The 16,652-nt window shown below is 68.1% G+C and carries 17 protein-coding genes; 6 read left to right on the top strand and 11 right to left on the bottom strand.

What is annotated here, in order from left to right; translation table 11 throughout:
* Positions 1-127 precede the first annotated feature (127 nt).
* Complete coding sequence (locus tag ACIHAX_RS23665; protein WP_397279568.1) at positions 128-835, top strand: polysaccharide deacetylase family protein; 708 nt, start codon at positions 128-130, stop codon at positions 833-835.
* Positions 836-1,212: 377 nt separating this feature from the next.
* Here ACIHAX_RS23665 and ACIHAX_RS23670 read toward each other — a convergent pair whose 3' ends face one another.
* Complete coding sequence (locus ACIHAX_RS23670) at positions 1,213-1,641, bottom strand: PPOX class F420-dependent oxidoreductase (RefSeq protein ID WP_355071731.1); 429 nt, start codon at positions 1,639-1,641, stop codon at positions 1,213-1,215.
* 36 nt (positions 1,642-1,677) lie between these two features.
* The gene (locus ACIHAX_RS23675) at positions 1,678-2,076 is read right to left on the bottom strand and encodes a helix-turn-helix domain-containing protein (RefSeq protein ID WP_356962711.1); all 399 of its coding nucleotides are present in this window, start codon (positions 2,074-2,076) and stop codon (positions 1,678-1,680) included.
* A gap of 95 nt (positions 2,077-2,171) precedes the next feature.
* On the opposite strand from ACIHAX_RS23675, the gene ACIHAX_RS23680 reads away from it, so the two are divergent.
* Positions 2,172-3,023 (top strand): SDR family oxidoreductase, encoded by an 852-nt coding sequence (locus tag ACIHAX_RS23680; RefSeq protein WP_364424486.1) that lies wholly within the window; start codon positions 2,172-2,174, stop codon positions 3,021-3,023.
* Between the two features lie 26 nt (positions 3,024-3,049).
* Here ACIHAX_RS23680 and ACIHAX_RS23685 read toward each other — a convergent pair whose 3' ends face one another.
* Positions 3,050-3,427, bottom strand: coding sequence for a VOC family protein (locus ACIHAX_RS23685; protein ID WP_355071736.1), 378 nt, complete (start codon positions 3,425-3,427; stop codon positions 3,050-3,052).
* A gap of 129 nt (positions 3,428-3,556) precedes the next feature.
* Here ACIHAX_RS23685 and ACIHAX_RS23690 point away from each other — a divergent pair, with 129 nt between their 5' ends.
* Positions 3,557-4,333 carry a TetR/AcrR family transcriptional regulator C-terminal domain-containing protein gene (locus ACIHAX_RS23690; RefSeq protein WP_397279571.1) on the top strand — a complete coding sequence of 259 codons (777 nt, stop codon included), beginning with the start codon at positions 3,557-3,559 and terminating at the stop codon, positions 4,331-4,333.
* Here the strand turns inward: ACIHAX_RS23690 and ACIHAX_RS23695 are convergent.
* On the bottom strand, positions 4,330-4,863 hold the full coding sequence (locus ACIHAX_RS23695) for a carboxymuconolactone decarboxylase family protein (RefSeq protein ID WP_355072125.1): 534 nt from the start codon (positions 4,861-4,863) through the stop codon (positions 4,330-4,332). The two genes, ACIHAX_RS23690 and ACIHAX_RS23695, sit on opposite strands and share 4 nt — an antisense overlap.
* A gap of 228 nt (positions 4,864-5,091) precedes the next feature.
* Between ACIHAX_RS23695 and ACIHAX_RS23700 the strand changes: the two genes are divergently transcribed.
* Positions 5,092-5,964: an NERD domain-containing protein gene (locus ACIHAX_RS23700; protein ID WP_356962705.1), complete on the top strand. Its 873-nt coding sequence runs from the start codon at positions 5,092-5,094 to the stop codon at positions 5,962-5,964.
* A 4-nt stretch (positions 5,965-5,968) separates the two neighbouring features.
* Here the strand turns inward: ACIHAX_RS23700 and ACIHAX_RS23705 are convergent, their stop codons facing one another.
* The 6 genes from ACIHAX_RS23705 to urtA form a co-directional block, all read right to left on the bottom strand.
* Positions 5,969-6,670 carry a GntR family transcriptional regulator gene (locus tag ACIHAX_RS23705; protein WP_356962703.1) on the bottom strand — a complete coding sequence of 234 codons (702 nt, stop codon included), beginning with the start codon at positions 6,668-6,670 and terminating at the stop codon, positions 5,969-5,971.
* A gap of 8 nt (positions 6,671-6,678) precedes the next feature.
* Positions 6,679-7,371 (bottom strand): urea ABC transporter ATP-binding subunit UrtE, encoded by a 693-nt coding sequence (urtE, locus tag ACIHAX_RS23710; protein WP_355071742.1) that lies wholly within the window; start codon positions 7,369-7,371, stop codon positions 6,679-6,681.
* A complete protein-coding gene (gene urtD / locus ACIHAX_RS23715; RefSeq protein WP_355071744.1) occupies positions 7,364-8,218 on the bottom strand; it encodes an urea ABC transporter ATP-binding protein UrtD in 855 nt (284 codons plus the stop codon). The genes urtE and urtD overlap by 8 nt, the downstream gene beginning before the upstream one ends.
* Complete coding sequence (gene urtC, locus ACIHAX_RS23720; protein WP_397279575.1) at positions 8,215-9,354, bottom strand: urea ABC transporter permease subunit UrtC; 1,140 nt, start codon at positions 9,352-9,354, stop codon at positions 8,215-8,217. The genes urtD and urtC overlap by 4 nt, the downstream gene beginning before the upstream one ends.
* Positions 9,351-10,235 carry an urea ABC transporter permease subunit UrtB gene (urtB, locus tag ACIHAX_RS23725; protein WP_379248979.1) on the bottom strand — a complete coding sequence of 295 codons (885 nt, stop codon included), beginning with the start codon at positions 10,233-10,235 and terminating at the stop codon, positions 9,351-9,353. The genes urtC and urtB overlap by 4 nt, the downstream gene beginning before the upstream one ends.
* A gap of 514 nt (positions 10,236-10,749) precedes the next feature.
* A complete protein-coding gene (gene urtA, locus ACIHAX_RS23730; RefSeq protein ID WP_355071748.1) occupies positions 10,750-12,024 on the bottom strand; it encodes an urea ABC transporter substrate-binding protein in 1,275 nt (424 codons plus the stop codon).
* 373 nt (positions 12,025-12,397) lie between these two features.
* Here urtA and ACIHAX_RS23735 point away from each other — a divergent pair, with 373 nt between their 5' ends.
* A complete protein-coding gene (locus ACIHAX_RS23735; protein ID WP_397279578.1) occupies positions 12,398-14,227 on the top strand; it encodes an acyl-CoA dehydrogenase in 1,830 nt (609 codons plus the stop codon).
* A 237-nt stretch (positions 14,228-14,464) separates the two neighbouring features.
* Here the strand turns inward: ACIHAX_RS23735 and ACIHAX_RS23740 are convergent, their stop codons facing one another.
* Complete coding sequence (locus ACIHAX_RS23740; RefSeq protein WP_397279580.1) at positions 14,465-15,310, bottom strand: TetR/AcrR family transcriptional regulator; 846 nt, start codon at positions 15,308-15,310, stop codon at positions 14,465-14,467.
* A gap of 74 nt (positions 15,311-15,384) precedes the next feature.
* Between ACIHAX_RS23740 and ACIHAX_RS23745 the strand changes: the two genes are divergently transcribed.
* Positions 15,385-16,608, top strand: a complete 1,224-nt coding sequence (locus tag ACIHAX_RS23745; RefSeq protein WP_397279582.1) for an MFS transporter — start codon at positions 15,385-15,387, stop codon at positions 16,606-16,608.
* Positions 16,609-16,652 lie beyond the last annotated feature (44 nt).

The following is a 16,652-nucleotide window of genomic DNA, read 5'->3' on the forward strand; positions in this document are numbered from 1 at the left end:
TCCCTTCGCGTCGAAAGGGCGTGCGGTCGATGATCGCACGCCCTTTTTCGCTATCCGGCAAAGGTTTCCGCGCCGGTAGGGCCGTCGGTGGTCGGCATCGGTGCGAGCGTTCTGCTATACAGCGTGCATGTTTCGCAGGTGGCTGATCGGAAGTGTGCCGGTGCTCGTCGTGGTGGTGCTGCTGGGGACGGGCACCTTCTACCTGATGAAGGCGCGCACCTTCCAGTTGGCCGGTCACGTGGTCAGCCGGGTGGACACCGACGCGCGGGTAGTCGCGCTGACCTTGGACGACGGGCCGTCCGATCGCGCGCCCGAGGTGCTGAAAGTCCTCGCCGACGCGCAGGTTCCGGCGACCTTCTACCTGAACGGGCGTGATCTCGCCGAACACCCGGAGTACGGCCGGGCGATCGCCGCGGCGGGCCACGAGATCGGCAATCACACCTATTCGCATCGGCGGATGGTCTTCGTGACGCCCGGCACGGTCCGCGACGAAGTGGAGCGCACGGACACCGAGATCATGCAGACGGGTTACGTGGGCCCGATCACCTTCCGTCCGCCTTACGGCAAGAAGTTGTGGGTGCTGCCGCATTATCTCGCCGAGCACAACCGCGTCACCGTGACCTGGGACGTCGAGCCCGATTCCGGCCGGGCCGGCGTTACCGCGGACGACATCGTCGCCGAGACGCTCGGCAAGGTCCGCCCCGGGTCGATCGTTCTGCTGCATGTCATGCACGGCAACGCGGAGCCCTCGATCGCCGCCATCCCGCGCATCGTCACCGAATTGCGTGCCGCGGGATACCAATTCGTCACGGTGTCCGATCTCATGTCCCGCTGATCCGACCGGCCCGGCGCACTGGCCGTCGTCGACGGCGGTCGATGCGCGGGGCTGCCGGGCGACGGCGGATTTCGCAGCCCGCGCCGACCGCGGAGCCGAGCCGGTCGGCGGCGCGGCGAGGTCCGGTCGGCGGCGCACATCAGCCGCCGCGAGGTGGGGCGGGGTACGGCGTATCCGCTACTGCTACGCGCGCCCACGCGCCGATCCGGTGTCTGTCTCGCCACCCAGTCGTGGGCGCTCTCGGCCCGGCTCGGGTAGCCGGACGGGCCGCCCTGCTTCGCCTTGTGCGGGGCAAGTGGGCTATGCCCGCGCGGCCGCAGGCGCCGATGGAGGCGATGCGCCGGAGCGTCGGTGTTCGTGGCGCAGGATTCGTTCGGCTACCCGGCGGCCGGGAGCATGCCGTAGGCGTGAGTCGGGGTGAACAACACCAAGGCGCGGCGGTCGGTGACCATCGCGTCGCGGTATTCGTCCCAGTCGGGGTGCTCGCCGGTGGCGGTGCGGTAGTAGTCGACGAGTGCGTCGACGGTGGGGTCGTCTGGCTCGGCGGCGACGGGGGTGAGTTCGACCGTGCCTTCGAGGACGGCATACGCGAAGAAATCGTCGCGGGTCACGTGCAGCGCCGCCCACGGGTCTCGGACGAGGTTGTAGTACTTCGCCCGGTCGGCGGTGATGGAGATGCGAATGCGGCCATCCGCGCCGACGACGTGCAGCACGTTGGACAGTTGCGGTCGTCCGTTGCGGCGAATCGTGGTGAGCACGGACCTGCGGTGGTCGCGGGCGAAATCGACTGCGGCGGCGAGTTCCATGCCCGTGTAACCCGTGGTGACGCTGGTCTCTTCCCGTCAGTCGCGGTGGTAGGCGGCCTGCGCCTCGCGCACGCGCGGCATGTTGGTTTCCAGTACCCGGATGAGCGCCTCCAAGCGGTCGGCCACCTCGACACCCAGGTCGGTGAGGGTGTATTCGACCCGGGGCGGAATCGTTTCCTGCACCTCGCGGTGCACCATGCCGTCGCGTTCCAGGGCCTGCAGGGTCTGCGACAGCATGCGCTCGCTGACGCCGTCGACCCGCCGCCGCAAGGCGCTGAACCGGTACGGCCCCTCGCGCAGCGCGACCAGCGCCAGCGTGCCCCAACGACTGGCGACGTTCTGCAGGACCGGCCGCGACGTGCAGTTCCGGGCGAAGACGTCGGCTTCCAGCGTGGGATCGTCGGCGTCCGCCGAGGCAATGCGCTGGGTGGACATACTTCGATAGTACCCAGCTTGACGGCAGTGTCTACAAGGTGCATAGTGCTTACGAATAGTTAGTGCTATTCGAAGATGCGATCTTGGAGGTAGTCATGACCGTCGCGGTGACCGGGGCCAGCGGACAGCTGGGCCGGCTCGTAGTGGACGCGCTGTTGAAGGTGGGATCGACACCGGTCGTGGCGATCGTGCGCGACCCGGCGAAGGTGGCCGACCTGGCCGAACGTGGCGTGGACGTCCGGCAGGCCGACTACGACGACGCGGCCGCGCTGGACCGGGCGCTCGCGGGTGTCGACCGGGTGCTGCTGGTCTCCGGTAACGAGTTCGGCGCGCGCGTGGCGCAGCACACCAACGTCATTCGCGCCGCTGAGCGGGCCGGTGTGGAATTGCTCGCCTACACCAGTATTCCCGGCGCGACCGACAATCCGCTCATTCTCGCGCAGGAACACAAGGGCACCGAAGCGGTGCTCGCCGAATCGGCTGTGCCGCACACAGTGCTGCGCAACGGGTGGTACTGGGAGAACTACCTGGGCGGTCTGGCGCACGCGGTGGAGTCCGGCGTGCTGCACGGCGCGGCGGGTGAAGGTCGCGTGGCGGGCGCGGCGCGGGCAGACTACGCCGAAGCCGCCGCCCGGGTGCTGACCACCGACGGCCACGCGGGCCGGGTATACGAACTCGGCGGCGACGACCGGCTCACCTATGCCGAACTGGCCGAGGCGATCTCGGAGGCATCGGGCAAGCCGGTGCGCTACGAGAACCTTCCGCAGGCCGACTACGCGGCTGGTTTGACCGGGGCGGGATTGCCCGCCCAGTTCGCCGAGGCGCTCGCCGACGCCGACGCCGGTATCGCACAAGGCATCCTCGACGTCCGCTCCGGCGACCTGGCGCGACTGCTCGGTCGCCCGGCGACTCCCGCCGTCGACGTCTTCCGCGCTGCGCTCGCCTGACATCATCCGAGCCGCTCGGACACAACTCAGACCCACTGCACCAATTGGATGATGATCCCGTTCGGATCGCTCATCTGGAAGTACCGCTCGCCCCACTCCTCGGTTTCGATGGGCGTCACGATCGGCACGCCCTCGGCTCGCAGCCGGGCGTATTCGGCATCGATGTCGTCGACGACGAAGACGACGAGCAGGCCTTCGCCCGCGCTGCCCGCCGCGCTCCGCGGTTTGAAGCTCGCCAGTCCGGTGCGCAGGTAGATGACGTTCAGTCCGGCGTCGTCGCGGTCCAGCGAGACGAACCCGTCGGCCGACATCTTCTCCTCGAAGCCGAGGTGCTCGATGAGGAACCGCGCCGAGGCGGCCGGGTCGGGAACGTTGAGCGAGATGGCGGAAGCGGTGATGTGCATGGGCCCTCCTCGGCGGAAAAACTCCGTACTAAGTACACTGTACTTTGTACGGAGTTGATGGGCACTGCGCATTATGAGGTGCGTCACATCGATACCATCGGGGAAGCGAGGCGGTTGAGGAGGCGAGCGATGAGACAGCCGAAGGAGCGCAGCGGCGCCGGTGACCCGGTGCGCACGCTGGAATTGCTGTGGCGGATTCCGTCGGAGCCGGGCACCGGCCGGGGGCCGAAACAGCGCAGCAGCGTCGATGCGGTCGTCGCCGCCGCGATCGAGATCGCCGACGTGGAGGGAATCGCAGCGGTCACGATGCGTGCGGTCGCCAACCGGCTCGGCCTGACTCCCATGGCTACCTACACCTATGTGCCGGGCAAATCCGAACTGATCGACCTGATGCTGGACACGGTGTACGCGCGGATGGAGCGCGCCGACCTCACCGGTCTGCCCTGGCGCGAGCGGGTCGCCCGGATCGCCGCCGAGAACCGCGCCCTGCTGGCCCGTCATCCGTGGGTGGCGTATCTGCCGACCACCCGGCCACCGCTCGGGCCGGGCCTCGCCGCGAAATACGACCACGAGCTGGAGGCCTTCGCGGACCTCGGCCTCGACGACCTGGCGATGGACGCCGCTCTGACCTTCGTGCTCGGCTTCGTCACGTCCGTCGCCCGCATCGCCATCGACAACGCGCGGGCGGCGGCCGACAGCGCCATGTCCGACGGTCAGTGGTGGGAGCGGGCCGCGCCGGTGCTGGCGCAGGTCTTCGACGCGCGGCGGTACCCGCTCGCCGCGCGCGTCGGGACGGCCGCGGGCCAGGCGCACGACGCCGCCTACAGCGCCGACCATGCCTACGAGTTCGGGTTGACGCTGGTGCTGGACGGTCTGGCCCGCCGTATCGAGGGCCGGTCCGACTAGAGGCCGTCGCGTTGGATGCGCAGGGCGGTGATCGTGGCGGCCAGCCCGTCGTATTGGTTGATCAGCAGGACGATCTCGATCAGACTGCGCTCGTCGTAGTGCTTCGCCAGCTCGGCCCAGGTGTCGTCGTCGAGGTCACGGGTCTCCACCAGCTGATCCACGGCGGCCAGCAGCGCGCGGTGCTTGTCCGACCACTCCGCCGCCTCGGGGCCTTTGCGCAGCCGCTCCAGGATTTCGCTCGTCACCCCGGCGCGCCGGCCGAGCCGGATGTGATGGTCCATCTCGTACTCGCACCCGCGCAGATGTGCGACCCGGATGATGACCAGCTCGGACTCGTGGCGGGGCAGCCGCCCGCCTGGCATGAGCTTGCCCGAGAAGTGCAGCCAACCGCGGAACAGGCCGCGGGTGCGGCCCAGCGTGCTGAACAAATGGGCGTCGTGGGTGCCCGCGGCGCGGGAGAGCACCTGCCAGACAACCCAATTGAGCGCCCCGAGTTCCCGGAGCCGTCCGGGCGAGATGCGTGGTTGCAGCGCTGAAACCATGCCGGTTGCCACCTCCGCGTGGTCTGTGCGGCCGGCGTCGGTGCCGACCGAGATGAGAGCCTACTTGGCAGTATCCCGTCCGGCGCGCCACCATTCTTTTGCTTTCCAGTGGTTTTCAGCGGGGTACCCCGTCATCATCAGTACCGGTGCGGGTCGCCGCGGCCGCAGCGCGTTTCCGCGGCGTCAGGTGTGGACAACAGGTCGTCAGGGGAAAAGATGCTGGTGAGGATCAGGCCGGGAGCGGAGCTGTCCGGCGCTGAGCGGGAATTCGTCGCGTGCCTGAGGTCGTATCCGACGACCGGCCTCGCCGTGATAGATCTCGAGGCGGACAACCGGCGTGTCGACGCGGTGGTGTGGACCCCGCGCGGGTTGACCGTGCTGGAGGTGCACGGGTTCCAGCGCAGGCAGAGCGGCATCCTGAGCACACCGGCCGAAGGGCCGTGGACGATCAGCGACGCGCCGGTGGAGCTGGACGACCCGGAGAACGGAAGCCCCGCCGAGCGCGTGGAACACGGCATCTACGCGGTCAAGCACATGCTCCAGCGCGCGTTGCAGGACCCGGGACACATCAGCGGCGCCGTCGTGCTCGTCCCCTTCCGCGGCGCCGTGGTGCGCCCGGCGCGCACGAATCTGCGTCCGGGGTTGGACGTGGTCGTCGGGAATGTCACCGACGCGACCGAACTACGCATCTACCTGGAGGGTTTCTCCGCGGGACCGCGCGACTGGACCGCGGACCGGGTGATCGGCGCGTGCGGCGCGCTCGGCCTGGCGGAAATCGCGCCGTCCCGCGCGGAGCTCCTCGAGGCGGGCTTCGAGGAGAACGCGCCGGAACCGGTCACCACCATCCCGCGCACACCGAAGCCGCGAGTCGAGCCGACGGCGGGCGTCGCGACGAAAAGCCAGGCCTATGCGGGCTGGTCCGTCATCGTGATCGCCGTTGTCGGGGTCCTGTTCGTGCTCGGCGTGATCGCCACCGCGTTGGCGCACGACTCGGCCCAGCCGATCCCGGCGACCGGCACGACGAGTCCGACGCCGTCGCCGCCGGCGTACCGGCCCACCCAGTGCTACCCCTTCCAGCAGCACTGCTGAACGGTCAATCCCGCACGGCGCGGCCCAGTTTGGTCAGGCGCATGGCGTACTGCGCTCGGGCCAGCACATGCGTTCGCGAGGTGTCGATATGGGCGGTGAGCGTCGCCAACGCCGCGTCCACCGCCCCGGACACCAGGTGTTCGGCGATCGCGATGTGCTCGGCGGTCATCGTGGCGATGCGTTCCGGAGTCGGCATGTCCAGCGTGCGCACCGGACGCACCCGGACGTGCACGGCGGTGAGCGCGTCGGCGAGCGCGGCGTTGCCCGCGGCTGTGAGCAGGGTGGTGTGGAAGTGTTCGTCGGCGGCCACCAGCGCGGGGCCCGGTTCGGGTGGGGCGTCGCGCAGTGCGCGCCAAGTGTCGAGTTCCGTGCGCACGAGATCCAGATCGTGCGTGGGCGCCTCGCCGGGCGGGGCCACGCGTTGCATGCCCCTGGCTTCCAGTACGAGCCGCAACTCGTAGAGGTGATCGAGTTCGTCGAGCCGGGGACGGTACGGGTAGAGGCCGTCGGCGAGCCGCTCGACCAGTCCGTCCGCTTGCAGTCGCGCCAGCGCCTCGCGCACCGGCGTGCGCGACACGCCGTACGCCTCGGCGAGGCGTTCTTCGCCGAGCCGTTCGGTCGGCACGATGGCTCCGGTGGCCAGATCCCGGCGCAACGAGTCGTACACCTGCTCGCGCAACGGAATCCGGCCCCTGTCGCGGGCCACGGCGGCGCTCAGATCGCCATCGCCGAGCGGACTTCGCGCTCGGCGCCCGCCCCACCCGCGCCCGTGGAGGTCACCCGGCCCGATCGCAACACGTAGTAGCGCTGCGCCGCCTGCAATGCGAAGCCGATGTGCTGTTCGACCAGCAGCACGCTCAGCCCGCCGCGCCGGGTGAGATCGATGATGGTGCGCTCGATCTCGGCGACCACCGACGGCTGGATACCCTCGGTCGGCTCGTCCAGGATGAGCAGCTTCGGCTCGGTGATCAGCGCCCGCGCGATGGCGAGTTGCTGGCGCTGGCCACCGGACAGCAGGCCCGCCTTCCGGGTGAGCAGCTCGCGCAGCGCGGGAAACAGGTCCAGCGATTCATCGATCAGCGCCTTGCCCCGTTTGCGGCCGTCGGCGACCACTTGCAGATTCTCCGCCGTGGTCAGTTGCGGGAAACTTTGCTGTCCCTGCGGCACATACGCGATCCCGCGGCGCACCCGGCGCGACGGCGACAGTTTGGTGATGGTCTCCCCGTCGAACTCGATCCGGCCCGACTTCGTGCCGATCAGCCCGACGGCGGTGCGCAGCAACGTGGTCTTCCCCGCGCCGTTGTGCCCCATGATGGCGACCACGCTGTCGTCCGGGACGGTCACCGAGACGCCGTGGATCACCTCGGTGCGGCCGTAACCGGAGTGGATATCGGTGAGTTCAAGCATCACTGTCCCCTTTCTGGGGTGACTCCGGGCTCGGCGCGATCGACGCGTCCTCCAGCTCGGTCCCGACGGCCGCTGCGGTGCCGAGGTAGACCTCCTGGACTTTCGGGTCCGCCTGCACCTGTTCGACGGTTCCCTCGCTGAGCACCTTGCCGCCGGCCAGGACGGTGACCGAGGTGGCGAAGGCGCGCATGAAATCCATGTCGTGCTCGACCACGACGACCACCCGGTCGCCGCCGATGCGGCGTAACAGATTGCCGGTTTCCTCGCGCTCCTCGGCGCTCATCCCGGCGACCGGTTCGTCCAACAGCAGCACCGACGCGTTCTGCACCAGAAGCATGCCGATCTCCAGCCATTGCTTCTGCCCGTGTGCGAGCACCCCTGCGGGTTTGTCGCGCAGGTCGGCAAGGCCGGTGGTCTCCAGCGCCTCCTCGATCGCGGGCAGCACCGTCTTGCGGCGGCGCAGCATGGTGAGCGCCGAACGGCCGGCGCCCGCGGCGATGTCGAGGTTCTGCAGCACGCTGAGCTGCTCGAACACGCTCGCGGTCTGGAACGTTCTTCCGACACCGAGCCGGGCGATCCGGTGTACCTTCTGGCCGAGCAATTCCACACCGGTCTTCTGCGCGGAGCCGGTCGCCGGGACCAGTCCGGTGATCGCGTCGATGAGCGTCGTCTTGCCCGCCCCGTTGGGGCCGATGAGGAAGCGCAGATCGCCCTGCAACACCGTCAGATCGACGTCGGTGACGGCCTTGAAACCGTCGAAACTCACCGAGAGACCGCGGATCTCGAGGTACTCGCTGGACATTCCGGCGTTGCCGCCGAGCTTCGGTTCGTGCGTCGTCTCGGTCATCGCGATTCCACCTTTTCCGTCGCGGATTCCGGCAGCGCCTCGACCACCACCGTCGCGGGTGCGGGCGCGGAACGCCTGTTGTCCAGCAGGCCTTTCAGCATCGGCCACAATCCGGCCAGACCCGCCGGAACGAAACCGACCACCACGATGAACAGCACGCCTTGCAGATACGTCCACCCCGAGGGGAACTCCTCCGACAGCGCCGTCTGCGCCCACGCCACGCCGATCGCGCCGAGCACCGGCCCGAGCAGCGTGGTCCGGCCGCCGATCGCGACGCCGATGAGGAACGCGATGGACGGGACGACGCCGATGTCGGCGGGGGAGATGATGCCGACGATCGGGGTGAACAGGGCGCCTGCGATGCCCGCGAAGAACGCGGCGACCACGTAGGCGACGATCTTGACGTTCGCCGGATCGTAGCCCAGGAAACGTACCCGTTCCTCCTGATCGCGCACCGCGACGAGCAACTCGCCGTAGCGGCTGTGCATCAACTGCCGCACCAGCGCGACCACCACCAGCAGCGCGGCCGCGGCGAAGAAGAACAGCATGCGCCGGTTGACCGGGTCGGACAGCTTGAACCCGAAGAACGCGCGGAAATCCGACAGGCCGGTGAACCCGCCGATGCTCTGCTGACCGGTCAGCAGGATGGCCAGCGCGGCGGCCAGCGCCTGACTGAGGATGGCGAAGTAGGCGCCCTTCACGCGGCGCTTGAAGACGCCGTAGCCCAGCACCGCGGCGATCAGAGCGGGCAGCACGAGGATGCCGATCAGCGCAACCGGAGCCGACGCGAACGGCTTCCAGAACGAAGGCAATTCGCGAATGCCCGCGATCTCCATGAACTCCGGCACGTCGTTGCCCAGCCGGGCGGCGTCGGCCATCTGCAGGTGCATAGCCATGATGTAGGCGCCGATGCCGAAGAACACACCTTGTCCCAGGGTGAGCATTCCGCCTCGGCCCCAAGCCAATCCGATGCCGACCGCGACGATCGCGAAGCACAGGAACTTCGCAAGCAGGTTGAGCCGGAAATCGCTGAGCAGGGCGGGCGCGACCGCGAACAACAGAACGGCGGCGACGGCGAATCCGGCCAGCGCGCCGAGCGAGGAGTGCGCGCGCCACCGTTGTATCAGCGTGGTCATGCCAGGCTCCTTGTCCGGACGGTGAACAGACCCTGCGGGCGGACCTGCAGGAAGATCACGATGACGACGAAGACGATGACCTTCGCGATGGACGCGGTGGTCGAGTATTCGATGTAGGAATTGAGCAGCCCGAGCGCGAACGCCGCGATCACCGTGCCTTTGATCTGACCGAGCCCGCCGATGACCACCACGAGGAACGCGTCGATCAGGTAACTCTGGCCGATGGTCGGGCTGGTCGAGCCGATCAGCGTCAGCGCCACACCGGCCACGCCCGCCAGGCCCGAGCCGATGAAGAACGTGCTGATATCCGTGAAACGACTGGATACGCCGGACGTTTCGGCCAGGCCGCGATTCTGCACCACCGCTCGGATACGGCGGCCCAGCGGCGTCGTCTTGAGCACCGCGGCCAGCGCGGTCACCGCGACCACCGCGAGGACCAGGATGAAGATTCTCGTCTTCGGCACCACCGCGCCCAGGATCGTGACGCCGCCGCTGAGCCATTCCGGCGCGATCACGTTCTTGGCGGGTGCGCCGAAGATGTCGCGGGCCAATTGTTGCAGCACCAGGCCGACACCGAAGGTGACCAGCAGGGTGTCCAGCGGCCGGTCGTACATCCAGCGGATCAGGCCCATCTCCAACGCGGCGCCCAACAGTCCGCCGACGAGGAAACCGATCAGCAAGGAGACGACGAGCGAGACGCCCGCCGACGAGATCACTTTTTGCACAACATAAGTGGTGTAACAACCAGCCATGATGAACTCGCCGTGCGCCATGTTGATCACGCCCATCTGACCGAACGTCAGCGAGAGACCGAGTGCGGCGAGCAAAAGAATGGATCCCAGACTCAGCCCGGTGAAGAGCTGTCCGATCACAACATCCATGGGGAAGGCTCCTGTGTTGGATTTGCCGCGACTTCGTCGCGGCGTGTTCGCGGCCCCCTTGTGGCTCGCGTTTGCGCGACCGCCGCTTGCTCCTTCGTCGCGTGCGCGGCGGCCGCGCAAACGCGAGCCGGGCCGCGAACGGCGCATGCTCGGTCTCGCTTCGCTCGAAACCTGGAGCTGAGGTGCGCTGGGCGCGTTCGGTGTGCGCCGGAGGATCTGGTGTTCGCCTACCAGTGGCTCTCTTCGTTCACCTCCGTGGCTAGCGCGGTGCGCGTTGAGCGCTTGTGACCAGGGACCGAAGCTGTGCCGGAAGCGGTATGGCCGGAAGCGGTATGGCCGCAAGCGGCATGCGCGGAATCGGTGGCCGTGCCCTGCGGCTAGTTGCCGCAGGGCCTGCGATGCCTGCGCCGGTCCGATGCTGTCCGCGGCCCCCCTCATTACGCGCTCCGCGTGACCGCCGTCGCGACTGTGTCGCCGGGCGGGCACCGGTAGCTGGGCCGCGGACAGCCGCGGACTACTTCAGGCCCTTGGCCCAGTCGTAGGACTTCAGGTAGGGGTCCGGCGTCACGGCCTTGCCGGAGTCCCACACGGTGTAGATCAGGCCGTCGGGGCGGATCTCGCCGATACGGGCGGTCTTGGTGATGTGGTGGTTGGCGCCGTTGATGGTGACCAGGCCCTCGGGCGCGTCGAAGGTCACGCCGTCGGCGGCGGCCTGGATGTCCTCGACCTTGAACGATTTCGCCTTCTCGACGGTGTTCTTCCACAGGTAGACCGACGCGTAGGCGGCTTCCATCGGGTCCGAGGTCGGCTTGTCGGCGCCGAAGGCGGCCTTGTAGTCGGCGACGAACTTCCGGTTCACCGGGCTGTCGACGGTCTGGTAGTAGTTCCACGCGGTGAGCTGGCCTGCGATGTTCTGCGCGCCGATGCCCGCCACTTCCTCTTCGGCGATCGAGACCGAGACCACCGGCATCTCGGCGGCTTTCAGGCCCGCGTTGGTGTACTCGCGGAAGAACGCGACGTTGGAGTCACCGTTGAGAGTGTTGAACACCGCGCCCGCCTTCGCGGCGCGAACCTTGTTCACGATGGTGGAGAAATCGGTGGAGCCGAGCGGGGTGTAGTCCTCGCCCTTGATCTCGATGCCGTTGGCGGCGGCGTACGCCTTGATCTCGCGATTGGCGGTCTGCGGGAAGACGTAGTCACTGCCCACAAGGTAGAGGGAGGTGATGCCCTTCTGCTTCAGGTAGTCCAGGGCCGGGACGATCTGCTGGTTGGTGGTGGCGCCGGTGTAGAAGATGTTCTTGCTGTCCTCCAGGCCCTCGTACTGCACCGGGTAGTAGAGCAGCGAGTTCAGGCTCTCGAACTTCGGCTTCATCGCCTTGCGGCTCGATGAGGTCCAGCCACCGAACACCGCGGCGACGCAGTCGGAGCTGATCAGCTTCTCGGCCTTCTCCGCGAAGGTCTTCGGGTCCGAGGCGCCGTCCTCTAGCACCAGGTCGATCTTCTTGCCGAGCACGCCGCCCGCGGCGTTGATCTGGTCGACCGCGAGCTTGGTCGAGTTGGCGACGGTGACCTCGGAGATGGCCATCGTGCCGGACAGGGAGTGCAGTGAACCGACCTTGATCGTGTCCTTCGACGTGTCGACGCAGGACGCGGCGCCCGAGCCGGTGGTCGAGGCGTCGTCCTTCGCGCCGCAGGCGGTCAGCAACAGGCCGGCGAGCGCGACCGCGGTGGGTACCGCCATCGCTCGCACCAAACGCCCGGAGCGATGGGTGGCACGGAAACTTGGCATGGGGCGAGCCCTTTCCTCATCAGGTATCGCGGCGGCGTCGGCAGGACGCCGCGTCGAACACCGCCGTCTTCGCCCCGCTCACGGCTGTAGACGGGGCTGTATACAACGGCTGTATTCGTGAAGGAACGGTAGACAGGAGTTGTTGCGCCGGAATATCTCTCGATGACAAGTCCGTTTCGTCTGTTTCGCCGATGTGAACCTTTCCTGTGAACGGATGGTGAACAGTTGTGAGATCCCGGCAAACCCGCTGGCCGGGGCGGATGTGGCTACGGTTGCGTAGCGTCGCCGCGATACGGCACGCTTCGATTCGTACGACGTCTGAACCGTCCCATGCCGCGGCGGCGGGCCGCGGACTCGAGTCGAGGAGGACCAGGTGGGCCACTACAAGGCGAACCTGAGGGATATCGAGTTCAACCTGTTCGAAGTGCTCGAGCTGAACAAGCTGCTCGATACCGGGGCCTACGGCGACCTCGATTCCGACACCGTCCGGGAGATCCTGTCCGAGGTGAAGCGCTTGGCCGAGGGGCCGGTAGCGGACTCCTTCGCGGCGGCCGACCGCGATCCGGTCGTCTACGACTCCGCCACTTTCTCGATCTCTGTTCCGGAGCCGCTCCGTAGGACCGTCGCCGCCGTGCGCGACGCGGACTGGAGCAGGCTCGGCATGCCGGAGGGCATGGGCGGCACCCCGGCCCCCGCGACGCTGGTCTGGTCGGTCGCCGAGATGATCACCTGCGCCAATCCGTCGGCGTCGTTCTTCAACATGGGCCCGGTCATGTCGTCCGTGCTGTTCGAGGTCGGCACCGAGCAGCAGCGGCACTGGGCCACGCTCGGATTCGAGAAGGGCTGGCAGGGCACCATGGTGCTGACCGAGCCCGACGCCGGTTCCGACGTCGGCGCCGGGCGCACCAAGGCGATCAGGCAAGAGGACGGCTCCTGGCACATCGAGGGTGTCAAGCGCTTCATCTCCGGCGCGGAAGTCGGTGACACCGCCGAGAACGTCTTCCATCTGGTGCTGGCCCGTCCCGAGGGCGCCGGGCCGGGCACCAAGGGGCTGTCGCTGTTCTACGTGCCCAAGTTCCTCTTCGACCCCGAGACTTTGGCACTCGGCGACCGCAACGGCGTGTACGTCACCGGGGTCGAGCACAAGATGGGCCTGAAGTCCTCGCCCACCTGCGAGTTGACCTTCGGCGGCCACGGCACGCCCGCCAAGGGCTGGCTGGTCGGTGACGTGCACAACGGCATCGCGCAGATGTTCCAGGTGATCGAGAACGCGCGCATGATGGTCGGCGTCAAATCCTCCGGCACCCTGTCGACCGGTTACCTCAACGCGCTGACCTACGCCAAGGAGCGCGTTCAGGGCGCGGATCTGACGCAGATGACCGACAAGGCCGCGCCGCGTGTGGCCATCACCCAGCACCCGGACGTCCGACGTTCGCTGGCCATGCAGAAGGCGTACGCGGAGGGTTTGCGGGCGGTGTATCTGTACACCGCCGCCCATCAGAACGCCGATGTGGCGCAGCTCGTTTCGGGCGCCGACCCCGAGCTGGCGCACCGGGTGAGCGATCTGCTGCTGCCGATCGTCAAGGGAGTCGGTTCGGAGCGGGCCTACCAGTACCTGACGGAATCGTTGCAGACCTTGGGCGGATCCGGTTATCTCCAGGACTACCCGATCGAGCAGTACATCCGGGACGCGAAGATCGACTCGCTGTACGAGGGCACCACCGCCATCCAGGCGCAGGACTTCTTCTTCCGCAAGGTCATTCGCGACCAAGGTGTGGCGCTCGGCCACGTCAACGCGCGGATCGCGGCGTTCCTGGACGCCAAGACCGGGCGGTTCGACACCGAACGCGAACTACTGCGCACGGCCGCCGAGGACGTACAGGCCATGGCCGCCTCGCTCACCGGCTTCCTGATGGCCGCCCAGCAGCGGCCCACCGAGTTGTACAAGGTGGGTCTTGGTTCGGTGCGTTTCCTGCTGGCGGTCGGCGATCTGCTCATCGGCTGGCGGCTGCTGGTCCAGGCGGAGATCGCGGCCGCCGCGCTGGCCGCCGACGCACCGGAGAAGGACCGCGCTTTCTACGCCGGAAAAGTCGCCGTCGCGAGCTTTTTCGTCAAGAACGTGCTGCCGACGCTGAGCGCGGTGCGCGGAATCGTCGCGACGCTGGACAACGACATCATGAACCTCGAAGAAAGTGCGTTCTAATCGGCCGCGACTTTGTCGCGGCGTGTTCGCGGCCCTCTTGTGGCTCGCGTTTGCGCAGCCGCCGCTTGCTCCTTCGTCGCCTACGCGACGGCCCCGCAAACGCGAGCCGGGCCGCGAACGGCGCATGCTCGGTCTCGCTTCGCTCGAAAGACATAGTTGCGGTGCGCTGGGCGCGTCGAGTCTCGGGCCTCGGCATCGAGTGCGCTGTTCGGGCGGGTGATGTCGGTCGCGGCGGGTTCAGGGTTCGGGCTGGGACAGGAGTTTGAGCACCACGGGACGGGACAGGGTGCCGGAGACCTGACGAGCGAGGTGGTTGGCGCTCGCGCCCGCGGCGTGGGCGGCGCGTAGGGCGGTAGCGAGTTCTTCGCGGGCGGCGTCGGCGGCGGCTTGGGCGTCGCGGAGACGCTGGGCGGCTCGGTCGACTCCGGACGGCTCGTCGTCGTCGGTCAAGTCATTGACCAGCTCGACCTCGGGCAGGCGTGCTTCCCGTTCGCCGGGGGCCGCGTCGCGGCGCATCGCCGCCCTGGCGAACTCCATCAGGAACGCGCGGGTGGCGTTCCCATCCTCCGCGGCGGCCTCGCCGAGCAGCAGTTTGGTGGTCTGCGGAACGGCGAGTGACCAATTGGCCAGGCCGCACAGGGCCAGCAGCAGGCGGCCCGCGTTCGCGGAGTCCACGTCGAACTGTTCCTGCGCGCGATCGAATTTGCGCACGTAGTGCGCGGCGCGCCAGCCGTCGATGTCGTGCGCGTCGGCGCCGCGATGCAGTGCCTCCCAGAGCATCAGGCGCAGTAGCTGGGGGTTGTCCCGGTGGTAGTCGTACAGCTTGCCGACGTACGCGCCGGGTTCGGTGTCGGCCAGCGGCTTCACCACGTCGATGAACTCGCGCAGGGTGTCGATCAGGATGACGTCGAACAGCTTGTCCTTGCTGCCGAACAGTCCGTAGATGCGTTCCTTGTTGACACCCGCCGCGTCCGCGATCCGGTCGACCCGCGCGCCGGCCAGCCCGTGCTGCGCGAACTCGTCGCGGGCGGCGCGCAACAGGGCCTGCCTGGTCGCGTCACTGCGTTTCATCGTGGCGGTCATGACGGACACTTTACCATTCCATTAAACCAACTATTTGGTTGACAACGCGGCTCGCCAGGGCCTACCTTCGACCCATGGCAATGCCCACTCTTCAGTCCGTGGCTCCGGTCCGGACGCGCACCCGAGTCGTCTCGTCGCGTGCCCACACCGGGCGCACCCTGCCCTTCTTCGTCTTGTCCGCACTGCTGGCGACCGGCCAGATGTACGTTCCGATCCCACTTTTCACCGCTATGCGGGCCGACTGGAGCGTCGGTCCCGCCGTGATGACCTGGATCATCAGCGCGTTCGCCTTCGGCTACGCCGGCGGCTTCGTCCTGTTCGGGCCGCTGTCGGATCGCTATGGGCACCGCCGGGTGCTCGTCACCGGGATGCTGGTGGCCGCAGCGGTCACACTGTTGACCGGTTTGGCGTTCAGCGCTCCACTGGCCGTCGGCCTGCGGGTGGCGCAGGGGCTGGTGGTCGGCTCGATCCCGCCCGCGATCATGGCCTACGTGGCGACCCGCATCGCTCCCGCACACCGTGCCGTGGCCACCATGTCCGTGGCCACGTCGTTCCTCGCGGCGACGGTGGTCGCGCAGATCGTGTCGCAGTGGATGGTGGCCGCATTGCCGTGGCGCACCGTGTTCGTCGCCTCCGCGGTCGCTTTCGCCGTGCTCGCGCTGGTGTTGCGGTCCGCGCTGCTGGCCGACGCGCCCACCGGCCGGGGCAAGCCGCTGCGGCACAGCTACGCCGCCATTCCGGCGGTGCTGCGCATCCGGGCGCTGGTGCCGATGCTGATCGCGGGCGCGATGAGCATGGCGGTGATGGTCGGGGTGTACACCGGCCTCGAACTGACCGGAGTGGTTCGAGGCGCGGGCGAACTACTCGCGCTGCGTGCGGGCGCGCTGCCGGTGATGGTGGCGCTTCCCCTGCTCGCGGTGCCGCTGGCCCGGCTGTCCAAGCACGGTCAGATCGCGCTGGGCGTGCTGATCGCCGCCGCGGCGATGGTGGTCGCGACCTTCGAGGGAACTCACCCGGCCGTGCTGGCCGTCCTGCTCGCCGTTCTGGTCGGCGGACTGGGCATCATCGCGCCGGCCGTGCTGCAGAGCGCGGGTGAACTGGGCGGTGAATCCCGCGCGGCCGCGATGTCCGTCGCGATGTTCTCCTTCTACGTGGGCGCGACCATCGGCCCGCTGGTCGCTGCCGCCGCGGCGCCCCACGGCTTCGCGACCCTCGCCTGGACGCTGGCCCTGTTGCTCGTCGCCGCACTGGGTATGACGGGGATCGGTCTCCGCATGCAGAGGTCGACGGCCGCCTGAGCGAACAGGATGTCCGGCCGGTATCGGTGCTCCGATACCGGCCG

Origin of the sequence: Nocardia sp. NPDC051929 (assembly GCF_044548645.1) — a bacterium.
GTDB classification, from domain to species: domain Bacteria; phylum Actinomycetota; class Actinomycetes; order Mycobacteriales; family Mycobacteriaceae; genus Nocardia; species Nocardia sichangensis.

Excerpts from the sequence above, each read along its gene's own strand:
- urtB (WP_379248979.1), bottom strand. The coding sequence starts at position 10,235 with ATGGATGTTGTGATCGGACAGCTCTTCACCGGGCTGAGTCTGGGATCC.
- ACIHAX_RS23670 (WP_355071731.1), bottom strand. The coding sequence starts at position 1,641 with ATGGAACTCGCCGCCGCAGTCGATTTCGCCCGCGACCACCGCAGGTCC.
- urtC (WP_397279575.1), bottom strand. The coding sequence starts at position 9,354 with ATGACCACGCTGATACAACGGTGGCGCGCGCACTCCTCGCTCGGCGCG.
- ACIHAX_RS23700 (WP_356962705.1), top strand. The coding sequence starts at position 5,092 with ATGCTGGTGAGGATCAGGCCGGGAGCGGAGCTGTCCGGCGCTGAGCGG.
- urtD (WP_355071744.1), bottom strand. The coding sequence starts at position 8,218 with ATGACCGAGACGACGCACGAACCGAAGCTCGGCGGCAACGCCGGAATG.
- ACIHAX_RS23685 (WP_355071736.1), bottom strand. The coding sequence starts at position 3,427 with ATGCACATCACCGCTTCCGCCATCTCGCTCAACGTTCCCGACCCGGCC.
- urtE (WP_355071742.1), bottom strand. The coding sequence starts at position 7,371 with ATGCTTGAACTCACCGATATCCACTCCGGTTACGGCCGCACCGAGGTG.
- ACIHAX_RS23740 (WP_397279580.1), bottom strand. The coding sequence starts at position 15,310 with ATGACCGCCACGATGAAACGCAGTGACGCGACCAGGCAGGCCCTGTTG.
- urtA (WP_355071748.1), bottom strand. The coding sequence starts at position 12,024 with ATGCCAAGTTTCCGTGCCACCCATCGCTCCGGGCGTTTGGTGCGAGCG.
- ACIHAX_RS23665 (WP_397279568.1), top strand. The coding sequence starts at position 128 with ATGTTTCGCAGGTGGCTGATCGGAAGTGTGCCGGTGCTCGTCGTGGTG.
- ACIHAX_RS23680 (WP_364424486.1), top strand. The coding sequence starts at position 2,172 with ATGACCGTCGCGGTGACCGGGGCCAGCGGACAGCTGGGCCGGCTCGTA.
- ACIHAX_RS23690 (WP_397279571.1), top strand. The coding sequence starts at position 3,557 with ATGAGACAGCCGAAGGAGCGCAGCGGCGCCGGTGACCCGGTGCGCACG.
- ACIHAX_RS23745 (WP_397279582.1), top strand. The coding sequence starts at position 15,385 with ATGGCAATGCCCACTCTTCAGTCCGTGGCTCCGGTCCGGACGCGCACC.
- ACIHAX_RS23675 (WP_356962711.1), bottom strand. The coding sequence starts at position 2,076 with ATGTCCACCCAGCGCATTGCCTCGGCGGACGCCGACGATCCCACGCTG.